This is a genomic window from Vibrio sp. B183 (assembly GCF_000740665.1).
GTDB lineage: Bacteria > Pseudomonadota > Gammaproteobacteria > Enterobacterales > Vibrionaceae > Vibrio > Vibrio coralliilyticus.
The window spans coordinates 499,000-519,316 of record NZ_JPQB01000004.1 but is presented as its reverse complement, the minus strand read 5'-3'; the positions used below and the strand labels follow the sequence as shown (position 1 = coordinate 519,316).

The following is a 20,317-nucleotide window of genomic DNA, read 5'->3' as shown; positions in this document are numbered from 1 at the left end:
TATAGTCAATCTAGATTAGTTCAACATTCTATGTATTCGCTCTCGAGACAGACCTCCAGGGTTGTAGGTTGCGACTTCTATCGCTACTGCTTCCGAAACAATCGAAGATTTCAAAATTGACACGTTGTAATTAGCTGCTCCCGTCTTTACAAGATTGCTAAGCATCTGAACTTCAAAGCCATTGCTATCGACCGCAATTACACGATAACCATCTATACTGGTTTCATCCGTTGCGGCCTGCCATTCAAGATTAACATGCAACCCAGACATATCTTCAGAAACCAGCTCTCCCGGCGCTTCTGAAGAGGGTAACTGCGGTGGCATGGTCATAAATCGAACACTGTCCTTTGCTAGACCTAAATCTAGTGTAAGGCTATGGTCATCATCAGTTGCCCTTCCAGTTAAAAATAGGGAATGCTTTTTGTCTTGAATCAACCGCAAATCTGTTGTGAGTTGCTGGCCTGACAGCCAAATCGGATTGTAGGCACCGAGTTGGTTGTGGTCGTTCAATTTGTTAATATGCACCTCAATTGAATTGTAGGTCTCAAGATAATGTACCTGGTACTCCCATGAGGGTGAGGCTTGACCACGTAAGGTAACGCGATAGTCAAAGACTAAACGCCTGTAGGGTGCTTGGCCTATTTGCGAATTTGCCAGTTTCTGCGTTGAATACACCGGCGTATTTGACATTGAGACGAATGGAGCAGATAAGACTGCGTCCCCTCCAGCCGATGACGTATCAAAGTCATAAAGTCTATGCATCTGTGTACTCACTTCGATAAAGCTAGAAAGAAGAACAGGTGCGCTACCCAACTTCGGGGTCATTCCCGTTTCGGCAAGTTCATTCAAATAATATGCGAACTCAAGAGGATAACTGTTAATAATAGTTTGAGAAGTAAGTAAGTTTTCATCAACTGGCGCATAGTCAATAGATGCAACTGGAGCATAGTCATAGATTTCCAGCGAACTACCAACTGACGCGTCCCCAGAAGCATTCGCAGCATAGATCAGTAGATATTTAGCATTTGTGGGCAAAACGGTATTAGCTTCCACCGCATTTACGTCCATATAACGTTTCGTTTCTTGTGACACTCCCACTGTAAAAAAAGGTTGTTGTGATAATCGCTCTTTGTTGCGGTCCCCCCAATAAAGGTTGTAATGCGTTACCGTACTTTGGTCAGCAGGTGCATCAAAAGCGACTCCTCCTTCAACTATACCTTTGCCTGTATTCTGATCGGCCATCCAGACTGTACCCACTTTAACTTCAGGAACTGAAGAGTTGTTAATCCCTCCTATCAACTCTTCATTTCCGGTCTGTTGGCAACCCGAAACACCAGTAAACACTGAAATTAAAATGATTAAACTTCTAATTTTCTGACTTGATTTCATCTCTAGTACTACACCCATTTTTTTATCATTTATCTAGGTGCTTATTTTCAGAGACAGGGGTTACGATTTCACCAATTTTGATAAATCAATAAATACTTAAATGATTAACATTCTTGCAAATGAGCTAGTCAGGATTTTTTAACGGCTTATATCCGACTGAGCTTCAGCATATTTATCTTGGATTTGTATTCCGAGGTACTCATGATGCGAAGTGCTTCTTCAAACAAAAAATTGTTACATGGATTAGCATCCATAAACTCAACATAACGAACATCTTGGTAATAGTTCACTTCGGAGAAAGGGTCTCCATCAACCAGTAGCTTAGCCTGTTGTTCGGAGTCAACGTTAAATACCATTATGGCTGTTTCATCTGCGAGCGGCCCACACAATGTCAATACACCTGTAGGCCAGATTTTCCTCAAATACTCAATATGTGCTTCCAATAACTCACGACTCATAAGTGAGATTGTTTATTAGACAAAATGGCTATCCAAGCCATTGAAACCTCTATTTTTTCATTCGTTGTATAAAATATCTTTCGACTATATTTTGCTGAAGACTATTTTCAACTTTCACATCGACATTACGATCGTTCTTATAAGTATGAAACACTGTTAACAGCGTATAGCACGAGCTAAGAAGCAGCCTCTTCTAGCAGTATGTACATGAACTTCATTTACTAGCCTCTCAGTAAAGAAACGGTCAAGTAACCGCCTTACGTCTTCATGCCCTTTAGCTACATCTGCGTCAACCATAAATCCTTCTCTGTCGAACGCTCGGACGGACACCAAGTAATGTTCAACAATTTCTGGAATTTCGCCTGGCTCTAGTTCGGCAATCTCCTTTCCTTCAGAGACAAAAACAGCATGGGATGCAGCATATGGTGAATCTATATTTAGATGTTTATAGTTTGTTAGCCAAACAGCCTCACCTATTTCCGCTTCTTTCAAGGACACTCTGCATGGGAAACCAGGTTTCTCATCCACTACCATCTTGACACTTTGTTTGGTATCGCCATCGCATCTAAACATCGCTGTATCTTGGGGATCAACACCGACAAATTTAAAAGCTACGTTGGCCATATTCATGTGGTTTACCTCTCTTATTACTGGATTTCAAGACGCTTGTTTAATCAAGCTGTTGTTTTAAAAAGAAGAAGATCTTGTAGGATTAGGTAGACATCGACATCTAGTCATAAACGGTCTTTTTTCCAATTACATTTGTCAGAATGTAGTCTTCATAGATGGAGAAAATATGGATGCAGTGAAGTCTTGAATAAACGCTACATCTCAGCAAAATCAACATAGCGCCTTCCTTACCTTTCAAAGAATCGACTACAGCCAACCACTTGCGTGTGCTTTCCGGTAGGCTGCACCTCTACTACTGACGAATAATTTACTCATCGCGACCGACATGTAGTTTCGTACCGTACCTTCTCCCAAACAGACTATTTCGGCAATCTCTCGGTTTGACTTGTCCCGACCAACTAACCGCAGTAACTTTTTTTCTGTGTCGGTTAGAGGATCCTTGTCTCGTAAAGCTGTCACTGCCAACCTAGGCTCTATCGCTATATGCCCTTTGAGTACATCATCAATTGCTGATACGAGCTCAATCACTTTCGCACTTTTTGAAATATAGCCATCGCAGCCTTCTTCCAACGCTTTTTTAATATAACCACTTCGTAAATGCTCAGATAATATAATGATCTTTGTTTCAGGCCATCGTTGTTTAAAAACTGTGATCGAAGAGGTTTCATCATGTATAAGATAGTCAGTAACAATAACATCCGCACGATTTACTTTGAGATAATCGAACGCACCTTCTATAGTTGTATGTTGCTCAATGGAAGAAAACTTATCTTCCAACGCGAGTAACTGGCCAATGGCATCTAAAAACATACGTTTTTCATCAATTAACAGCAATTTCATCATACTAAAACTTGATTATATACTCTGACAGAGCAGCCTGTTTACTATAAAAAATCGATTTTCAATGACGCTTGATACTGATTACTTTCTTACATATCGCACAAGTATTACCATTTTCATCTTCAAGTTTAATGTTCATTACACACTGATAATGACCTGTTTTTTCCACTTGACTTTTTATTAAATCAATTCTTCTTTTCGTTAATTTAAATTTAGCATTAAGCGTACTAGTCGCGGGTTTAAGAAAATTAATCTCTGCCGTTTTATCCAATATCTTATATTTTCCATTGAATACTTTGAATAACATCACTGCATATACAGGATCAATAGCAGCATAAATGCCTCCTCCCCAAGTAAAGCCATAGTGATTCATAGTCCTCCAACTGCAAGGTAACTCAATCTGCGCACACATGAAGTCTGAAGAAAGATACCTTATTCGAGCACCTGCTCTTCGATACGCGGGAAACCAATTCAGTAAGTATCTGAAGAAAAATGCTAATAGTATACGGGGAAAATAATCCAAACTAGTAAACCGATGTCATCCAGAAGGTGTCCAGATTATCAACTAAGAGTATCAACTAATGTACTAATATTCTTAATCATTTCTCACATTTTGGTTAACAATCCAATTGGTTTTTATTCGAATTTAATATTAGTATCTAAATGAGGCTAGGATTCCATAGAGGTTAAAACTATAATTTATAATTTTTCTCACTCAGACTGAATAATTCTTGCCAGTTTTTATTCAGTCTGCTTTTTATTCATGGGGCTGCGGAACATTCTAAAAATAATATTATGATGAATTTCCGTGCTAAAATTGGAGCGTATAAAGTTATCATTTGCTCATAGCCTGTCAGTATTTGACAGGCTATTTTTATATCAATCTAGTTAACTGACTGTAATAGAGCATCACTACAGAATTCGACATATTTCCGGTGAAACTCCTCATAACCCTTTCGACCATAGCTTGCCAACAACAACTCTGGCACCATACTTGGGAGCAGTGTTAGAGACATAAAAGCAATCCGAACGACTTCGGAGTTAACCTCTTTACTAACTTTTCCATCATCCGACATTTCCTTGTACCACTTAGCCACCAAATTTTTCTCGGCGTCAAAGCTCTCTAATAAAACTTGGCTGCCAGTGCTTTGTTGATACATCCAAGTTCTAAGAATAAACCGGGGAATGTTGGGATTTTCATGGTACAGTGCCATTAACTTTGTCATAGAGCCTGAAAAGCCCATTAACTCATCTTGCTCCATGGTTTCGTACAAAATCTTCATCAATTTCCCATTTTCACGCTTTAACATAGCATTGAAAAGCCCAAGCTTACTTCCAAAATAGTAATGAATCATTGCACTAGTAGTACAAGCATGAGATGCGACAGCTCGAATACTCACACTATGAAAGTCTTCTTCCAAAAATAACTGCGCAGCGCTGTCCATTAAACGCTCTGCGATATGAGATTGCTTTGACACTCTCTACCTCTTTACTTCATAACATTGTGTGTTTGTGGCAGTGGTTACCTTACTTAATGATGCCCATCACTTACCTAGAAGTCCGAGAGCGTGGTTTGACTCCATAGAGTAGCGCATCACCACAAAACTCTATGTATTTTTCGCAAAACTCGCTATAGCCCTTCTCACCGTAACTTGTCACCAATAAGTCTTGAATCATACTTGGTACTAGTGTTAACGCCATAAATGCAATACGTACTACTTCAGAGTGAGTCTCTCTATCGACCTTTCCTTCATCAATTACATCTTCCACCCATTTAGCAACAAGTTTTTTTTCATGTTCAAAGCTTTCCAAAAGAATTTGGCTTCCCGTGCTCTGTTGATACATCCATGTACGAAGAATGAAACGGGGAATATTTGGATTGGTACGATACAAGCTCATTACTCTATCCATTGTATCTGAAAAATCGACCAAATCTTCTTGGGCTATAATTCCATATAGGACTGAGAGTATTTTTCCATACTCTCGTTTCAGCATTGCATTAAAGAGCCCTAACTTGCTATCAAAATAATAATTGATCATTGCACTCGTAGTATCTGCTTTCGCTGCTATAGCTCTAATACTGACACTATGAAAATCTTTTTCTAGAAACAATTCGGCAGCACTGTCCATCAGACGTTCCGCAATATGTGGTTGCTTAGACACATTAATCCCTTCTAGTTCACACACGATAACATCGAGTTATCGCGAATACTGATAACTACTTTACCCTTGGTTCTTTGAGTCTGGACTCTTTGATGAGCTTTTGCTAGTTCTTGAATAGGAAACACTGAGTCAATAATGGGAGTGAGTTTTCGCGTTTCAACGAGGTAGGCTATCTTAGTGAGAGTTTGGCTATCTGGCTTCACCGTCACAAGCGATAGTTTCGGATGCTGCTGAGAGATACTTCTACGTAACTTACTGGCAAGAGAAGCTGCAGTAAACCTCAACGTAGGTACGGTTGTAGTATAGTCGCCAATTTCTCGCAGGCGGTGCTGCAACATATCGAACGAGTATTTTCCTACTGTATCAAAGATCACATCGTATTCAGCCCCTCCGTTTAGGAAGTTTTTACTAATATAATCAAATGCTTGATGCGAACCAAGAGCATTCATCAAAATAAGATTTTCCGGACTCGTCACGGTATCGACAATCGCGCCGGCAGCCAAACCAATTTGTAAAGCATGTATACCGACTCCACCACTGGCCCCCAAAATTAGCAGTCGCTTGCCTTTCAACTCAGCTAGGTCTTCATGTAGACGTAACCCCTGCCAAGCTGTCAAAGATACCAGCGGCAGAGCTCCAGCTTGACGAAGACTTATACTCTCTGGCAGGTGTACTACGTTTTTCGCTTTAACCGTTACAAAACCCGCATTCGTTCCGGCTCCTTCACTTGGATTTTTCATGCCAAATACTCGATCACCAACTGAAAAGCCTTGAACATCTTGGCCAACACCGATAACAATCCCGGCCAAATCACTGCCTAGAATAAGGGGGGGAGTAGCAATGAATGGCTGCAGCTGATATCTGCCAGAGCGAATCAAACAGTCTCTCGGATTAACGCTACTAAAATGGTTTTCAATCAACAGACCATTCTTGGGAATCTCAGGTTTATCTTGAGTTACTATCTTAATGACCTCGGGTCGCCCAGTTCTATCAATCATTGCAGCTTTCATTTCAATCTAGATCTCCCACTATTACCCGCAATTATTCTAACCTCAGGCAACCGAGTCGTCTAAATCACCATTAATCAAAATTAGTAAATTGATTAAACACACCAATCAATGCCCAAACAATCCTTAATACAGAGCTAAGCATTAGGCTTTTTGATTACATTGTAGTGGTATAGTGAATTTGGCCACCTGATTAGAGGTGTTAAAATGCACCTCGTACACAACAGGTGGAACTATGACAAAGCGTACGAGAAGAACTTTCAGTCCAGAATTCAAACTTGAAGCAGCCCAGCTCGTTGTTGACCAAGGTTACTCCGTGGTTGAAGCAGCTAAAGCTATGAATGTGAGCAAATCTGCTATGGACAAGTGGGTAAGGCAGCTTAAACAAGAGAGGCAGGGAATTACCCCAAAATCCGCGCCGCTTACACCAGAGCAAATAGAGATCCGAGAGCTTAAAAAGCGGATTGCCGAGCTAGAAAAGCACAACGAAATCATAAAAAAGGCTACAGCTCTGTTGATGTCGGACTCACTGAAAAATTCTCGATAATCGAAAGACTCAAACAGAGCTACAACGTTCTCAAGCTTTGTCGCATATTCGGTGTCCATCGCAGTAGTTACAAATACAAAAAAACGCGACCAAAAGCTATTCCTGCTCATGAAGCTCGAATTAGAGCCCTTGTTCAAGAGGCTCACAACGCGAGCAATGGTTCAGCGGGCGCTCGAACTATTGCTGCAGGCATCGTTACGAATTCTGGCATGAACCTGAATCGATATCGCGCTAGTAAAATAATGAAAATGCTTGGCTTGGTGAGCAGGCAACTACCAAAGCATAAGTATAGAAAGCAGCCCTTAGAGCATGTAGAGCTCCCTAATCACTTGAGGAGGCAGTTCGCTGTTACTGCTCCAAATCAAGTATGGGTTGGAGACGTCACTTATGTTTGGGCAGGGAGCCGTTGGGTTTATTTAGCTGTTGTTATCGACTTATTTGCTCGAAAACCTATTGGCTGGGCGATGTCCTTTTCGCCCGATAGTCAATTGACCGTCAAAGCGTTAAAGATGGCGTATGAGTCACGAGGAATGCCTACAGGAGTTATGTTCCATAGCGATCAAGGAACGCATTACACGAATCGAAAATACCGTCAGACCCTATGGCGATATCAAATTAAACAGAGTTTATCTCGGAGAGGTAACTGTTGGGATAATAGTCCAATGGAGCGCTTCTTTAGAAGCTTGAAAACAGAATGGGTGCCAGCCAGTGGTTATCGCAGTTTAGATGAAGCTTGGCAGAGCCATTGTTGGCTATATCATTAGATACTACAGCCAAATCAGGCCACATCAGTATAACGGTGGCCTGACTCCGAATGAGTCGGAAAGACTTTACTGGGAAACTTACAAAACTGTGGCCAATTTTAGTTGACCACTACACATGATTATTCAACACATATGACACGTTTGATCTCACAAATGATAGCTAGAATGACATTTGTCATTCTCTAAATATTATTTGTGTCGATTTTATTACTAAGAAATCTAGAGGTAACCTATTTGCTGTATGAATCTTAAGCATAAACTAAAAGATTATGAAAAATAACAGAGATTTACATGGCTATACTCTACGAAGCAAAGACCAAACCTGTTTACCCCAAAGGCATACAAATATTGGCAACGCCTATTATCCTCATTTCAAGGACGAGAATGTACATACGCCCCCAATCCCGACAACAAATGACACTTACGAATCAACGCCGGAAGATAAATTCGAATATCGCCTTGAACTATCTTGCTCCAAAGCAGCATTTCATAAACATGTAGGCTGGATGCTTTGTTTGTCTGGTGTAGGTGAGGAGAAAACGAAGTTTAGTTGGCAAGAACGAGACGGTGCTCAGAGCAAAATCTTGTATCTAAAAACCGGACAAAGTGAATACCGAAACCTATTCACAGTGCTTGATGGATATCAGACTGCTATTGGAATTAAGAAAGTACGAGCGCACAAGGAAAAAAAAGATATGCCGACAGAAGCATTTATTGCAATTATGCCTGTGATACAACATGGAGATAATTTAGGTTTTCCTACCCAAGGGTTCTACTACCACTTTATGCACGGCAAACTCATTCACGAATATGCCATTATGGGTATTGGAAAATACAGTTTCAATTTAACACACTCAAATGGCTGCGAACTGAGTAGTGAACTTGCCTCGGATAAACCGCTATCAGCCATTCCTGTTTATTGGAAAATAGGTGGGGTGGAGGTTGAAGGTCAATACCTTGTCTACACAAACGAAAAATTGACGGTAGAACAATTAGCCAATATTGACGAAGGCTGGCTCAACCAAGCAGGAGTACGCTTGGATGTTGGTGATTTAGTTAAGGCAGGATACGGAAGCCATACAGAAAATGAAGCATACCACGACCCTATGAGTTGTTGCTATTCACATCAGGGCTACTATCTCCATGGTACTAACATCGTCGCAATGAACAATCAGAAAGTTATGTCAGTAGGTGTGCCAGTCGTCAACCTAAAGCCACAGAAACTGTTCCGAATAGGCGTTTTTTTTGACGGAACTGGACAAAATAATAGGAATGATAAATACAAAGAAGAGCATGGTGACAAATCCAGAACAAATGTAGCTAGATTGTACTCAGCCTACCCCCAAGAAATTGGAAAATCTACCGCTATATATGTTTCTGGCGTGGGAACAATTGACATTCAAGATGAGCAATCTCTTTCTTCATTGATTGATGAAGGAAAAGATGAGACTTCATTGGAACAAGCATTTGGAGTTGGACTAAACAGAGTCCCTGAACTCATACACTTCTTAGGCGTTCGTAGCAAACCAGTACTTGATTTCCTCAGTGGAAATACTGGTGCATTTAACAAGTGGCAAAGCTTATTGCGACAGTTGTCAGGCGTCATTGATGAGTTGAATCAGTCCGGTGTTTATGAAGAGATTGACCACATTGTTTTTGACGTGATCGGATTCAGTCGAGGAGCCGCACTCTCGCGTCATTTTGTTAACGCTGTGTACGATGGATTGCCTGACTACAAAAAACCCGTTAACAATCTGAGCGCGGAAGCCAAAGATAGCTGTGTCTATCCTAACCTTAGACAAGACGAATGCAATGAAACCACTTCAATACATGGTGATACCATCACCGTCTATAGAGGATATGAGAGAGATAGTAAACGTAGCGTAAGCGTTCGCTTCGTCGGTTTGTTTGACACCGTGGGCTCCTTTTATCTAGCTGGTAACGATGACGAATACAATTTTGAACTAGGCTTAAGCCCAAGTTGTGCTAAATCGGTATTTCAAATAACGGCTTCAGATGAGTACCGAGAGAACTTTCCTCTGACTTCTCTACGAGACGAAGGTTGGATGCCTGATAATTTTCATCAAGAGTCATTCCCCGGCTCACATAGCGATGTGGGCGGTGGATATCCGTGTCTAGCCCAGTATTATAAGACAAATCTCGCAGAAAGGTTCGGTAATCCTACAAACTCAACATACAACCGCCAGCTCGTTAAGGTAACAGATGTTAACGTACCTGCTGTTGCTTCTAGAGGGCTAACTAAACTTTCTTATCTGGAATCTGTGCGACAAAGAGCTGAGACAGACTGGATAGAAAAATGTACTCAGTTATATGGCCACAAAGGCGCAGTCAAACTTTGCGGCGAGCAATTGTACTATTATCGCCTGCATCCTGTCAGCAACGCTCTTGCAGGTTTGAGCTTGGAGAGGATGAAGCAACAAGCAGAATCAGCTGGGGTCGAGTGGGTAAATTCAGTTTATGAAAGCAATCTTACCCCTGATTACGTAAAGAATGAAGATTGCCAGAAATTATGGACTAGGTGGTCTTCGATTCCAGTTGGATACATAAATCCATCGATGTGGCACCATTTCATTTCCAAAATTAACAACGTTGATCGTGAACATGCTCTGATTCACAGGTCACATGACACAGCTATCAACGTAGGTTACGACACTATCGCTGAAAAAATGGTCAACGACGTAACCGAAAATAGCAGAGGGACATGGTTGAAAAGAAATATTTGGAACAACAGATAGTTACAAAATACTAGCTGCAATATCTAGTTTTTTGTCCGGATTTAACGTAAATGGCTCGGAACCAGAGCACTAACGTTGTCAATATTGGTAGCTCTGACAATAATAAGTATCAGATCCAAAAAATGATATACTACAGGACGATAATAAAATTCATAAATACATGGATGTAGATGGTATCCGTGGATACTCAGACACGTCTACTGAAATGGAAATAGGTATCACCGAACATATTACTGGGGAATGGGGATCTGGATAGGTCGGAAATTCCCGCTATGGCATGACAGACGTCATAATATTGCATGAGGAAATCGTTACTACTTTGGTTCAACAATCATTTCACTTAAATCTGGGTTTGTTCGCATCCCAGTTCTTGCAACAATGAAAGTGGGCTCAATTGAGTCCATTTACTACATAACGAGCTCACCCTACGAACCCTCACCAACATCAAGAGAAACCCTCGACATATTCAGGTATTATAATGAAGGCTTAGGCGTCCAGCGCCATTCGTTGAAATTAATGACAAATGTCATCAATTCAAATGACACATCACCCTGTTCCTTAAAAAAAATAAAAATATCATTAAGAACTAAACATCTCGTTCGAAGAGAAATGATGCTCTGCCGCCATAAATATCTCTATAAAGTTAACAGGACATGTATACAAACCTTGTTATATCGAGCAATCTATCGTTGCTCTTTCTGTAGAAAACGATTTATTTTTCTTAGGTTTTCTAAATGAACATTTCGAAACAAAGCATATTCCATATTGTCAGCCTCTTAGGTGTAGTATATTACATACATAATCCAGTGCTGCTTAAGATACATAGGGATATACATCCTACCAAAGCAATTAAGATTCCCCCTAAAAAAGAATCGACTTGGCGCTTTAGACGCAACATCCAAATATGCGGTGCTTTAAGCAAGGAAATAGTATTTGATAAAGCGTCACTCTGTCTTAAAGCTATTAGTATCGAGAGTGCTCGGAATCCGCAGCAAACTTATTTATTCACGTATCCTCCTTTAACATCGGAGATACATAAATTAAATACTGTGCTGGTAGAAAAAACAAAGCTGACTCCGATTAAGTATTCAGGTCATAGCGGAAGAGGACGTAAAGAAACTCGTGTACTATTTCGTAACGAACAGTCGCCCTATAGTGAAACATCCGAAGCAAAGCTATGGTGCAATATGTTGAACTCATTGAATCTCGCAGGGCTAGATACATGGAGAGTTCCGACCATCAAAGAGTTGTATAAACTGTCTCGCTCACAAAACCATACTAGCTCTAGCCTATTGCCAAATGATTATCGCTACTGGTCCGCTACGAAGCAGACTCAGTCTGAAAGTTCCTATTATACATTTAGATTCAACCATGGCGGCCGTGAAAAAGGACAGAGCATGCTTTACGTCTCTTGTATTGGCGATAAAAGGAATAATTAAGCGATAGAGTATTTTGATTCGTAGAGAGCATTTCCCTATTCATCAAGCAGGTAATAAAAGTGAACAGACACTTACTAAAAAGAGAATACGCAATCCATTAACACTAGTAATACCAACACTTCTATTAAACCGTGTAACTAACTTAGAGAGCAGAAAATGAAATCAAAAGACATTGTCATTGCCTTTTGGAGCGCAATGGCAACCAATGACTTCGTTAAGGCAAGTCAATGGCTTAGTCCTGACTTCGAAGGCTTCTGACCTCAATCGCGAGAGAAGATTATTGGCAGAGATAACTTCTCTGCAATCAATTCCAACTACCCAGTAGAGGGAAAATGGAAATTTGAGATACACTCTATAGTTAATGAAAAATTTTATAGAAATAACAGATGTAACAGTGTCAGACAAGGTTCAGAGTGCACGTGTGATCACTTTTCATACTGTAGAGAATGGGTTGATAACCAAACAAACAGAGTTTTGGCCCAGCGCAATATTTTTGAATGCCTCTAAAGCGGCTATCTCTGCAAAGCCTATTTGACTGAGAGGCCACTTAAGTTTGTATTTTGACTGTCACGAAGCAGCAATGTAGTTCTGCCAATAGCGATGAAGCGCAGCGATATCTTTGGAACACAACCATTCCATCGCCCCTTTTAGCTCTTCGTCATGCCAGTGCCACCACTGCATTTCCAACAACTGCGTGATCTCTTCTTGGCTAAAACGAAACTTGATGTGTTTGGCTGGATTAGAGCCAACAATCTCATAAGGTGCCACATCTTTTGTTACCACAGCTCGGCTGGCAATCACCGCGCCATCGCCAATTTTGACTCCAGCCATGATCATGGCCTCAGAGCCAATCCACACGTCATTGCCGATGACAGTATCGCCAGCCGGACGAAAACCATCTTTTGCTTGAGCAAAATTTGAATCGTCCTGATAAAAGAAAGGAAAAGTGCTGGCCCAGTCGGTACGATGCCCTTGATTGCCAGCCATCATAAACACTGCACCGGAGCCGATAGAGCAAAAGCTGCCAATGATCAGTTTATCGACATCGTCACGCTCAGCAGAAAGATATCGAGCACAGTCATCGAAACTGTGCTGATGGTAGTAGCCTGAATAGTAACTGTGCCTGCCAACGACAATGTTAGGGTTAGTAATTTGTTCAGCAATCGGTTTACCCGCGAAAGGCGAGCCAAAATAGTTTTGCATTATGGTGGTACCTGATTGTTTTTCGGACAATTTACACCAACACTCTATTGCCCCCAAGCATTCTTTCTCGTCTGAACCAGATATAACGCAACGCTGACAAGACATAGACCAAGCATCACCCAATAAGCGCCCGCTAGGCCAAGCCATTTCGCTGACAGGCCTGCACTCAAATATGTCACCAACCACCAAAAATGAGTCAACGAGAAATGCGCGGCAAAATATTCACCACTCTCTTTACCTTCGGCTGCGGCATTAATAATGAGCCCAGATGTCGTTTGAATGCATGACATTCCGATACCCAACGCAAAGCACATCAAGCCAAAACCAATCCAGCCTGGTGTCCAGGTTCCGGCCAAAAACGCCAGAGCAATAAAGACTAAACCGCGTAAATGGTAGCGCTGTGGTTGATGATGTTTAAGGAGTCGAGGAAGAAAAATCGCTACCAGCATGGACCCTAATCCAACCACTAACATGGCCATCGCCGTTTGGGTCTCGCTCCCATGCAGAATGTCGTGTACATAGACCACAGTATTCACCAAAACCATGGCACTAGCAGACGCAGCTGCCAAATAGGCATACCAAAGTGCACGCAGACTCGGCTGCTCTAAATACGCTGAAATTCCACTTAACACTGAGCGAAAAGAGAGTTTTTTTGGCTGAATATTCAGTTCTTTCCTTTTGGGTAAGGTACATAGAATGATCAGTACGCCAGACAATAAGAAAGTCATCGAATCAAGCATAAAGAGCTGACGAAAACTGATCACACTCAGCAACAATGCAGTAAGCATCGGGCTAAAAATCTGCTCTAAATCGTAAGCTAAGCGACGGTATGAGAGCGCCCGAGCATAATCATCTTTATCCGGTAAAACCTGTGGCAAAGTGGACTGAAACATTGGTGTGAACCCTGCCGAACATGCATTGATAACAAACATCAACACGTACACTTCCCACACTTCAGTGACGAAAGGGAGGCAAGCAAACATAAGGGCACGGATGATATCCAGAGCGACCAGCGTCTGGCGCTTGGGCAACTTGTGAGCCAAAACACCAAATACTGGTGCTAAGCCAATATAGGCCAGCATCTTGAGGGCGAAAGCGATGCTCAGTACTGCCCCTGCATTTTCTTCCGCTAAATCATAAGCGAGTAAAGCTAAGCATACCGAGCTCACTCCTGTGCCAATCAGGGATATCACCTGCGCAGACAGTAAGCGAACATAATTCACGTTCTGCCACAAGGTAGAAGGCTTCAAAGCAACGGTCATTACTCTCCCTCCCAAAACGCTTTAATGCCTGACACCAAAGCACGTAGCCAGAGTTGGAAGGTATCCATCAGCCGACTGGTAAATGAGCCTTGGTCCACCCCGACCTGACTTACGGCGGGAGCAGTAAACACTTGCTCACCGTTGAGACTCCAGATGACCTGCCCCAGAGAGTCTCCCGCTGCAATCGGTGCCTGTAACTGGGATTCGACGACCACCTCCTGCTTGAGCGAGTCTTTCATGGCTCGTGGAAAGGTCAGATACACATTTTCTGCCACCGTTACAGGGACGTTTTCCTCAGCGCCCTTCCACACTCGGCTTTGCATAATGACTTCGTCTTTTTTCGCCACTTGGACGGTATCAAAAAAGCGAAAGCCATAACCAAGTAAGTTACGTGAAGCGCTGGTTCTCGCCTGCTGACTTGGTGTACCCATCACCACAGAAATTAAACGCATCCGCCCCTCTGTCGCAGACGAGACAAGGCTGAACCCCGCGTTTTCGGTATAACCTGTTTTACCACCATCCACATTCAGTGAGCGATCCCATAACAGCTTATTTCGGTTGTACTGTTCGATGTCATTCCAAGTAAATTTCTTCTCCTGATACAGCTTATAGACCTCAGGCACGTCCTTGATGATAGCACGCATCAGGTTTGCCATATCTTTTGGTGTGGTTTGAATATTGTCGCCATCTAAGCCATGCGCATTGATAAACTGTGTGTTTTCCATGCCAAGCGTCTGCGTCCAACCATTCATCAAGCTTACAAAAGAACTTTCACTGCCTGCTACGTGCTCAGCTAGCGCAACCGAAGCGTCGTTTCCCGATTGAACAATCACGCCCAGCATCAGGTTACGAATGCTGATTTCATCACCCGGTTTGATGAACATTTTGGATGACTCCGGAAAATTCACTGACCAGGCATTACGGCTGATTGTCGCTTTGTCATCCCAGTTAAGGCGACCAGAGTTTATCTCTTGTCCAACGACGTACGCCGTCATAAGTTTGGTTAAACTCGCAGGAGCCAAAGGCGTATCTGGGTTTTGTGAAGCAATTACCTGACCGGAGTGGTAATCCATTACGACATAACCTTTAGCATTAATCTGTGGTGCATCAGGTGTAATGACAGCCCCCGCGGACGCCGCCACCAGAGTAAAGAGCAAGGCACAAAGTTGAGTCCATTTGATCATTTTGCCACCTCACTACTCAGCGCCGCGAGATCGCCGATATATTGTTGTTTGTCTCCCTTGCCATTTGAAATGTATTGGTGAGTTTCACTGCCTTTTCCACACACCACGATCAAATCACCGGCCACGCTCAATTGCTTTGCAAATTCAATCGCTTCAGCTCTGTCACTGATTTCAAAGTGAGGAACTTTGGACACTTGCGATGTGAGCGCTCGAAATATGTCTTCCTGATCGACACCCATGGGGTTATCTGAGGTAAAAACTGCCGTATCTGCCAGTTGCGAGCACAGAACGCCAATGCCACTCGCATCCTGAATCCGATCTCCCGTTACTCCGGTCACTACGATTAAACGCCCCTTGGTATAAGGTCGAACGTCTTCCAGCAGCTTACTGAGCCCATCAGCATTGTGCGCATAGTCCACCAACCCGGTCGCTCCATTGTTAAGCGACAAGAAATGAGCACGACCATCGGGTGCCACTATTGTTTGCAATGCGGCCGCTATCCTATTCGGTTGCCAACCAAGTGAAAGTAAACTCGCTGCAATCGCCAAAGCATTTTCGACATTGAACGTGAAAGGCATTTGAGAGTTCACATCAAAACACTCGCCGTTAATTCGGAGTTCAAAACACGAGCCAAAACGAGTAGTACGTACATTGGTGGCGAAAACATGCGCTTGAGCATTCTCAATACCAAAAGTCACCACGTTCACTCTCCCACTCGCTCGTTCAATCGCCGCGACTGCATGTGGGTCATCAAGGTTGATCACCGCCGTGCCATTGGGCGCTATACGATCAATCAACTGCAACTTGGCTTGGACATAAGCATCTTTAGTCTTGTGGTAATCGAGATGGTCGCGGCCAATATTGGTGATAATGCCAATCTGCAATGATACAAATCCGGCTCTGTCCTGTGCTAGAGCGTGGCTACTCAGCTCCATAAGATTGAATTCCGTTTCGCGCTGCGCCATCTGATGGAAGAGGTTCAGTAACGTCACGCCATCGGGGGTTGTGTTCTCAAGCGGGTAATCGCTACCCGCCAACTTCGCGCCCAGCGTTCCGATGTAAGCACTCGTCGTTGTCTGGTTCAGAATCTGGTTGAGACAGTGAGACACCGTGGTTTTACCATTTGTTCCGGTGACACCTATGTGCTTGATTTTCTGGTGGGGATGACCATAGTAAGCCTTCACTAACGCTAAACTCTGGTAATAGCTATCGGTCATTATCACCGGAATATCAATATCTAACGGACGATTCGCAATCACCGCAACAGCACCTCTACTGACCGCTTGTTGTGCATAGCTGTGTCCGTCATGGGAGATCCCTTCACGACATACGAATACATCATTAACCTCAATCTGCGCACTGTTCGTTTTGAACTGGTTGACTGGCAGAGATTTTAAAACTTCTATCTGTGAGTTGATGGCTGAGGTTGGCATAGAATTCTTCCCATTAACGAAATTACTTCGAGTATAGGAAGTGAAACAAAATCAGTGAAATCGAATGATTCTATCATCCACATCGACTACATTGATATTCATGATTAATCACTGCTTTGAATGAAATGAGCGACAACATCAACTGGCGACGCGTAGATCTTAATCTGCTTCTGACCTTCGACGCCCTATACAAGCACCGCAGTGTTTCGGCGGCGGCAAAACATCTTCATCTTGGTCAACCTGCAACAAGTTACAACCTCAAAAGGCTAAGGGAGCTACTGGACGACCCCTTGTTTGAACGAGGCGGCAGCAGCATGACTCCGACGACGAGAGCGATGGAAATTGAACCTAAAGTTCGTCAGATCCTATCTATATTCAGTCAGGACATCATGCCTAAAGCCGCGTTTGAAGCTGATAGTTTCGACGGCACTTTCAAAATTGGCCTGAGCGATTATGCGGAACAAGTGTACGGCCCAGAACTGTTTGATAAGTTGCAGCAGTTAGCGCCAAACGCCAAGGTGCTGTTCAAATCGGTTGATGTCAGCAACTGTGTTGAGGCATTAGAAAAACAAGAAGTAGACCTGTGTATCGGCGTGTTTTCAGATCTCCCTCCGAAAGTCACCTCGACCTTTCTATACCGAGAAAAACATTTGTGCATCTTTGATAACAGAGTGCTGGGTTCCGAACTCCCCCTCTCCCTAGAGACCTACCTAGCCACACCGCAAATGATCATAACGGCCAGTCAGGAGCTGACTACTAAGGTTGACACCACATTATCGAATATGGGGGTCAAACGAAATGTAGTGTTGGGTAGCACCCGTTTTCTCACGATTCGAAGAATGCTCACTGGCCGTCGCTTGCTTGCTGTCATGGCAGAAATGGTGGGAAGGGTTGAACTGATCGACGACAACCTCACTCTTTGCCCACCACCTATCAATATTCCTGATTTTGATATCGAAATGGTCACACTCACCCGAGACAGCCACCACCCGAGAATTCTCTGGTTATCGGATTGGGTCAAAGAGGTCATCCAGCATAAAGTGGCAGCCTTGCAGACAACGACCAATTAGACGCGACATCCTTTGCTCAGAATTAACCTGATAGGATTGGTTATCCGCTTCAACCAGAGTAAAGTAGCCCGACTTCAGAAAAGGAAATAATAATGAACGCTCAAGCATTTATTGACGCAGGACTGCATTACATCCCACACACATTCTCTGTACCACTGGATTACTCAGACCCAGCACAAGGACAGATTGATATCTTTGCGCGTGAAGTGTCTCTCGTTGAAGACAAGAATTCGTCAAAACCGTGGCTGGTTTATTTTCAAGGTGGTCCAGGATTTCCATCACCACGCCAAAACGGTAATAACGGATGGATAAAACGCGCACTGCAAAACTACCGTGTGTTGTTGCTGGATCAACGGGGCACTGGTAACAGCTCGGTTGTTAATCACCAAACATTGGCCCATTTACAGCCACAGCAACAAGCAGAGTATCTGAGCCATTTTCGCGCTGACAACATAGTGCGAGATGCGGAATTCATCCGTGAACAGTTCGGTGTCGATAAATGGGCTATCCTAGGCCAGAGCTTTGGTGGTTTCTGCTCTCTGACTTATCTGTCTCTGTTCCCAGACAGCTTGTCGCGTAGCTACATCACAGGCGGCGTGCCTTCTGTTTCCCGACATCCAGACGATGTCTATCGTGCGACGTTTAAGCGCACGATGGAAAAGAACCAAGCGTTTTTCAACCAGTTCCCGAAAGCTCAGCAGCTATGTCAGAAGATTGCTGATCATCTTTTGCAAAATGAAGAGTTTCTACCCAATGGCCAGCGTTTTACCGTCGAACAATTCCAGCAAATTGGGATTAACTTTGGCGTTAGTGATACTTTCCTACCCACTTACTACTTGCTTGAAAACGCGTTCATTACAGTGAACGGTAAGCCTCAGCTTCGTTATGAAATCCTCAATACTATGCTGATGGAACAGAACTTCCAGACCAATCCGATTTATGCCATTTTGCACGAGTCTATCTACTGTCAGGGTTTTGCTTCAGAATGGAGTGCGCACCGTGTTCGTCAAGATCATCAGGCGTTTAATTATCAGTCGGGGCAGCCGTTTTACTTTACTGGCGAAATGGTATTCCCTTGGATGTTTGACCAATATGTAACGTTAAAACCGCTCAAGCAAGCCGCAGACCTACTAGCAGAAAAGCAAGACTGGGCACCGCTATACAGTGCTGAGCAGCTTTCAAACAACAAAGTACCAGTCAGCTGCGCGGTTTACGCCGATGATATGTTTGTTGAAATGGACATCAGCCGCGAAACTCTGGCAATGATGCCCAATGCTAAAGCGTGGATAACAAACGAGTACGAGCACAACGGTCTCAGAGCCGATGGCGAACGTATTTTCGACAAACTGTTCGAGATGGGTGAACAAACTGCCGCCAATCTCACGCTGGTTTAACGAAATCAAGGCGAACACTGAGATCAATTGTTGGTGTTCGCCCTGTCAAATCGTATAATTTCCTTATTAGTCTGTTATTTCTGGATTCAGAACATGTCTTCAAAATTTATTGAACGAGTTTGGTCTCATGCTTGTGTCACTATGGAAGAAAAGCTCATCTTGCTCGCTCTGGCAGAATTGTCCGATCGCAGCGGTGCAGTGATTACCACCATGGCGGAGTTGCAGGAAATGACCAACGGTTCCGAATCCACGATTGACCATGTCCTTGGCAAACTGGCGGTTGAGCAAGCCATTATCTCACTAAGTAAGACGTATACCCGTAAGCAGGGGAACATCAAGTGCAAAATCAACGTTGGCAACCAGCACTCTATTCCTGTGTATGCCACCTCAGAGCCGATTGCCAAAGTGCCACAATTCCATAAAACGCAGGTGAAGCCACTCAATCCATCGGCTTCCAATGGCAAAATGATCAATCTTGCTGAACTGTCACCTAATGTGATCGAGTCGTGGGCAGAAGTCATTATGTTCCGCACGGGTTTCGCCAATCAGACCAACGTCTGGGCAAGCTTTGTGGAAAAAGTTCAGGCCATTGGTCAGCCTCTGATGAGTCAGGACGACCTTAACAGTCGCCTCCACGCACACCTGCACACGGAAAAGAGTTACGGACAAGGTAAAGGCTTTAGTAATAAAAAACCTGCAGCGACCAAAATGTCACCCAACCAAGCCTTCAAGAAAAAGATGGCGAACTTCAACTTTGATTTTGACGACTAGGTAAAAG

The 20,317-nt window shown here is 43.2% G+C and carries 17 protein-coding genes and 2 pseudogenes; 7 read left to right on the top strand and 12 right to left on the bottom strand.

The window, feature by feature from the left end; genetic code table 11:
* Positions 1-15 precede the first annotated feature (15 nt).
* The 8 genes from IX95_RS05425 to IX95_RS05390 form a co-directional block, all read right to left on the bottom strand.
* The gene (locus IX95_RS05425) at positions 16-1,407 is read right to left on the bottom strand and encodes a hypothetical protein (protein WP_038157488.1); all 1,392 of its coding nucleotides are present in this window, start codon (positions 1,405-1,407) and stop codon (positions 16-18) included.
* 128 nt (positions 1,408-1,535) lie between these two features.
* Positions 1,536-1,847, bottom strand: coding sequence for a YciI family protein (locus IX95_RS05420; RefSeq protein ID WP_051912478.1), 312 nt, complete (start codon positions 1,845-1,847; stop codon positions 1,536-1,538).
* Positions 1,848-2,003: 156 nt separating this feature from the next.
* Entirely contained in the window at positions 2,004-2,477 is a 474-nt protein-coding gene (locus IX95_RS05415) for a DUF1203 domain-containing protein (protein WP_051912476.1), read from the bottom strand.
* A 246-nt stretch (positions 2,478-2,723) separates the two neighbouring features.
* Positions 2,724-3,320: a response regulator transcription factor gene (locus tag IX95_RS05410; protein ID WP_038157486.1), complete on the bottom strand. Its 597-nt coding sequence runs from the start codon at positions 3,318-3,320 to the stop codon at positions 2,724-2,726.
* A 58-nt stretch (positions 3,321-3,378) separates the two neighbouring features.
* A complete protein-coding gene (locus IX95_RS25690) occupies positions 3,379-3,840 on the bottom strand; it encodes a PaaI family thioesterase (protein WP_081885404.1) in 462 nt (153 codons plus the stop codon).
* A gap of 361 nt (positions 3,841-4,201) precedes the next feature.
* Positions 4,202-4,795: a TetR/AcrR family transcriptional regulator gene (locus tag IX95_RS05400; protein WP_038157484.1), complete on the bottom strand. Its 594-nt coding sequence runs from the start codon at positions 4,793-4,795 to the stop codon at positions 4,202-4,204.
* A 70-nt stretch (positions 4,796-4,865) separates the two neighbouring features.
* Entirely contained in the window at positions 4,866-5,480 is a 615-nt protein-coding gene (locus tag IX95_RS25685) for a TetR/AcrR family transcriptional regulator (RefSeq protein WP_152562005.1), read from the bottom strand.
* An 11-nt stretch (positions 5,481-5,491) separates the two neighbouring features.
* Positions 5,492-6,478, bottom strand: a complete 987-nt coding sequence (locus IX95_RS05390; RefSeq protein WP_160174994.1) for a quinone oxidoreductase family protein — start codon at positions 6,476-6,478, stop codon at positions 5,492-5,494.
* A 244-nt stretch (positions 6,479-6,722) separates the two neighbouring features.
* Between IX95_RS05390 and IX95_RS25810 the strand changes: the two are divergent.
* From IX95_RS25810 to IX95_RS05365, 4 genes and pseudogenes are all read left to right on the top strand, one after another.
* Positions 6,723-7,904, top strand: a pseudogene (locus IX95_RS25810) (IS3 family transposase).
* A 163-nt stretch (positions 7,905-8,067) separates the two neighbouring features.
* Positions 8,068-10,554 carry a DUF2235 domain-containing protein gene (locus tag IX95_RS05375; protein WP_051912470.1) on the top strand — a complete coding sequence of 829 codons (2,487 nt, stop codon included), beginning with the start codon at positions 8,068-8,070 and terminating at the stop codon, positions 10,552-10,554.
* Positions 10,555-11,288: 734 nt separating this feature from the next.
* A complete protein-coding gene (locus tag IX95_RS27055) occupies positions 11,289-11,993 on the top strand; it encodes an Lcl C-terminal domain-containing protein (RefSeq protein ID WP_038157475.1) in 705 nt (234 codons plus the stop codon).
* A 156-nt stretch (positions 11,994-12,149) separates the two neighbouring features.
* Positions 12,150-12,528 (top strand): annotated as a pseudogene (locus IX95_RS05365) (nuclear transport factor 2 family protein).
* Positions 12,529-12,560: 32 nt separating this feature from the next.
* Here IX95_RS05365 and catB read toward each other — a convergent pair.
* The 4 genes from catB to IX95_RS05345 are packed head-to-tail and all read right to left on the bottom strand — an operon-like array spanning position 12,561 to position 17,075.
* Positions 12,561-13,196, bottom strand: a complete 636-nt coding sequence (gene catB / locus IX95_RS05360) for a type B chloramphenicol O-acetyltransferase (RefSeq protein ID WP_038157473.1) — start codon at positions 13,194-13,196, stop codon at positions 12,561-12,563.
* 44 nt (positions 13,197-13,240) lie between these two features.
* A complete protein-coding gene (locus IX95_RS05355) occupies positions 13,241-14,458 on the bottom strand; it encodes an MFS transporter (RefSeq protein WP_038157471.1) in 1,218 nt (405 codons plus the stop codon).
* On the bottom strand, positions 14,458-15,642 hold the full coding sequence (locus IX95_RS05350) for a D-alanyl-D-alanine carboxypeptidase family protein (protein WP_038157469.1): 1,185 nt from the start codon (positions 15,640-15,642) through the stop codon (positions 14,458-14,460). Before IX95_RS05350 ends, IX95_RS05355 begins: the two co-directional genes overlap by 1 nt.
* Positions 15,639-17,075, bottom strand: coding sequence for a Mur ligase family protein (locus IX95_RS05345; protein WP_038157467.1), 1,437 nt, complete (start codon positions 17,073-17,075; stop codon positions 15,639-15,641). The genes IX95_RS05350 and IX95_RS05345 overlap by 4 nt, the downstream gene beginning before the upstream one ends.
* 125 nt (positions 17,076-17,200) lie before the next feature.
* Here IX95_RS05345 and IX95_RS05340 point away from each other — a divergent pair, with 125 nt between their 5' ends.
* The 3 genes from IX95_RS05340 (at position 17,201) to IX95_RS05330 (ending at position 20,310) form a co-directional block, all read left to right on the top strand.
* A complete protein-coding gene (locus tag IX95_RS05340; protein WP_038157464.1) occupies positions 17,201-18,145 on the top strand; it encodes a LysR substrate-binding domain-containing protein in 945 nt (314 codons plus the stop codon).
* A gap of 92 nt (positions 18,146-18,237) precedes the next feature.
* The gene (locus tag IX95_RS05335; RefSeq protein ID WP_038157463.1) at positions 18,238-19,539 is read left to right on the top strand and encodes an alpha/beta fold hydrolase; all 1,302 of its coding nucleotides are present in this window, start codon (positions 18,238-18,240) and stop codon (positions 19,537-19,539) included.
* A gap of 93 nt (positions 19,540-19,632) precedes the next feature.
* Positions 19,633-20,310: a hypothetical protein gene (locus IX95_RS05330; protein WP_006960342.1), complete on the top strand. Its 678-nt coding sequence runs from the start codon at positions 19,633-19,635 to the stop codon at positions 20,308-20,310.
* The last annotated feature ends 7 nt before the right edge of the window (positions 20,311-20,317 follow it).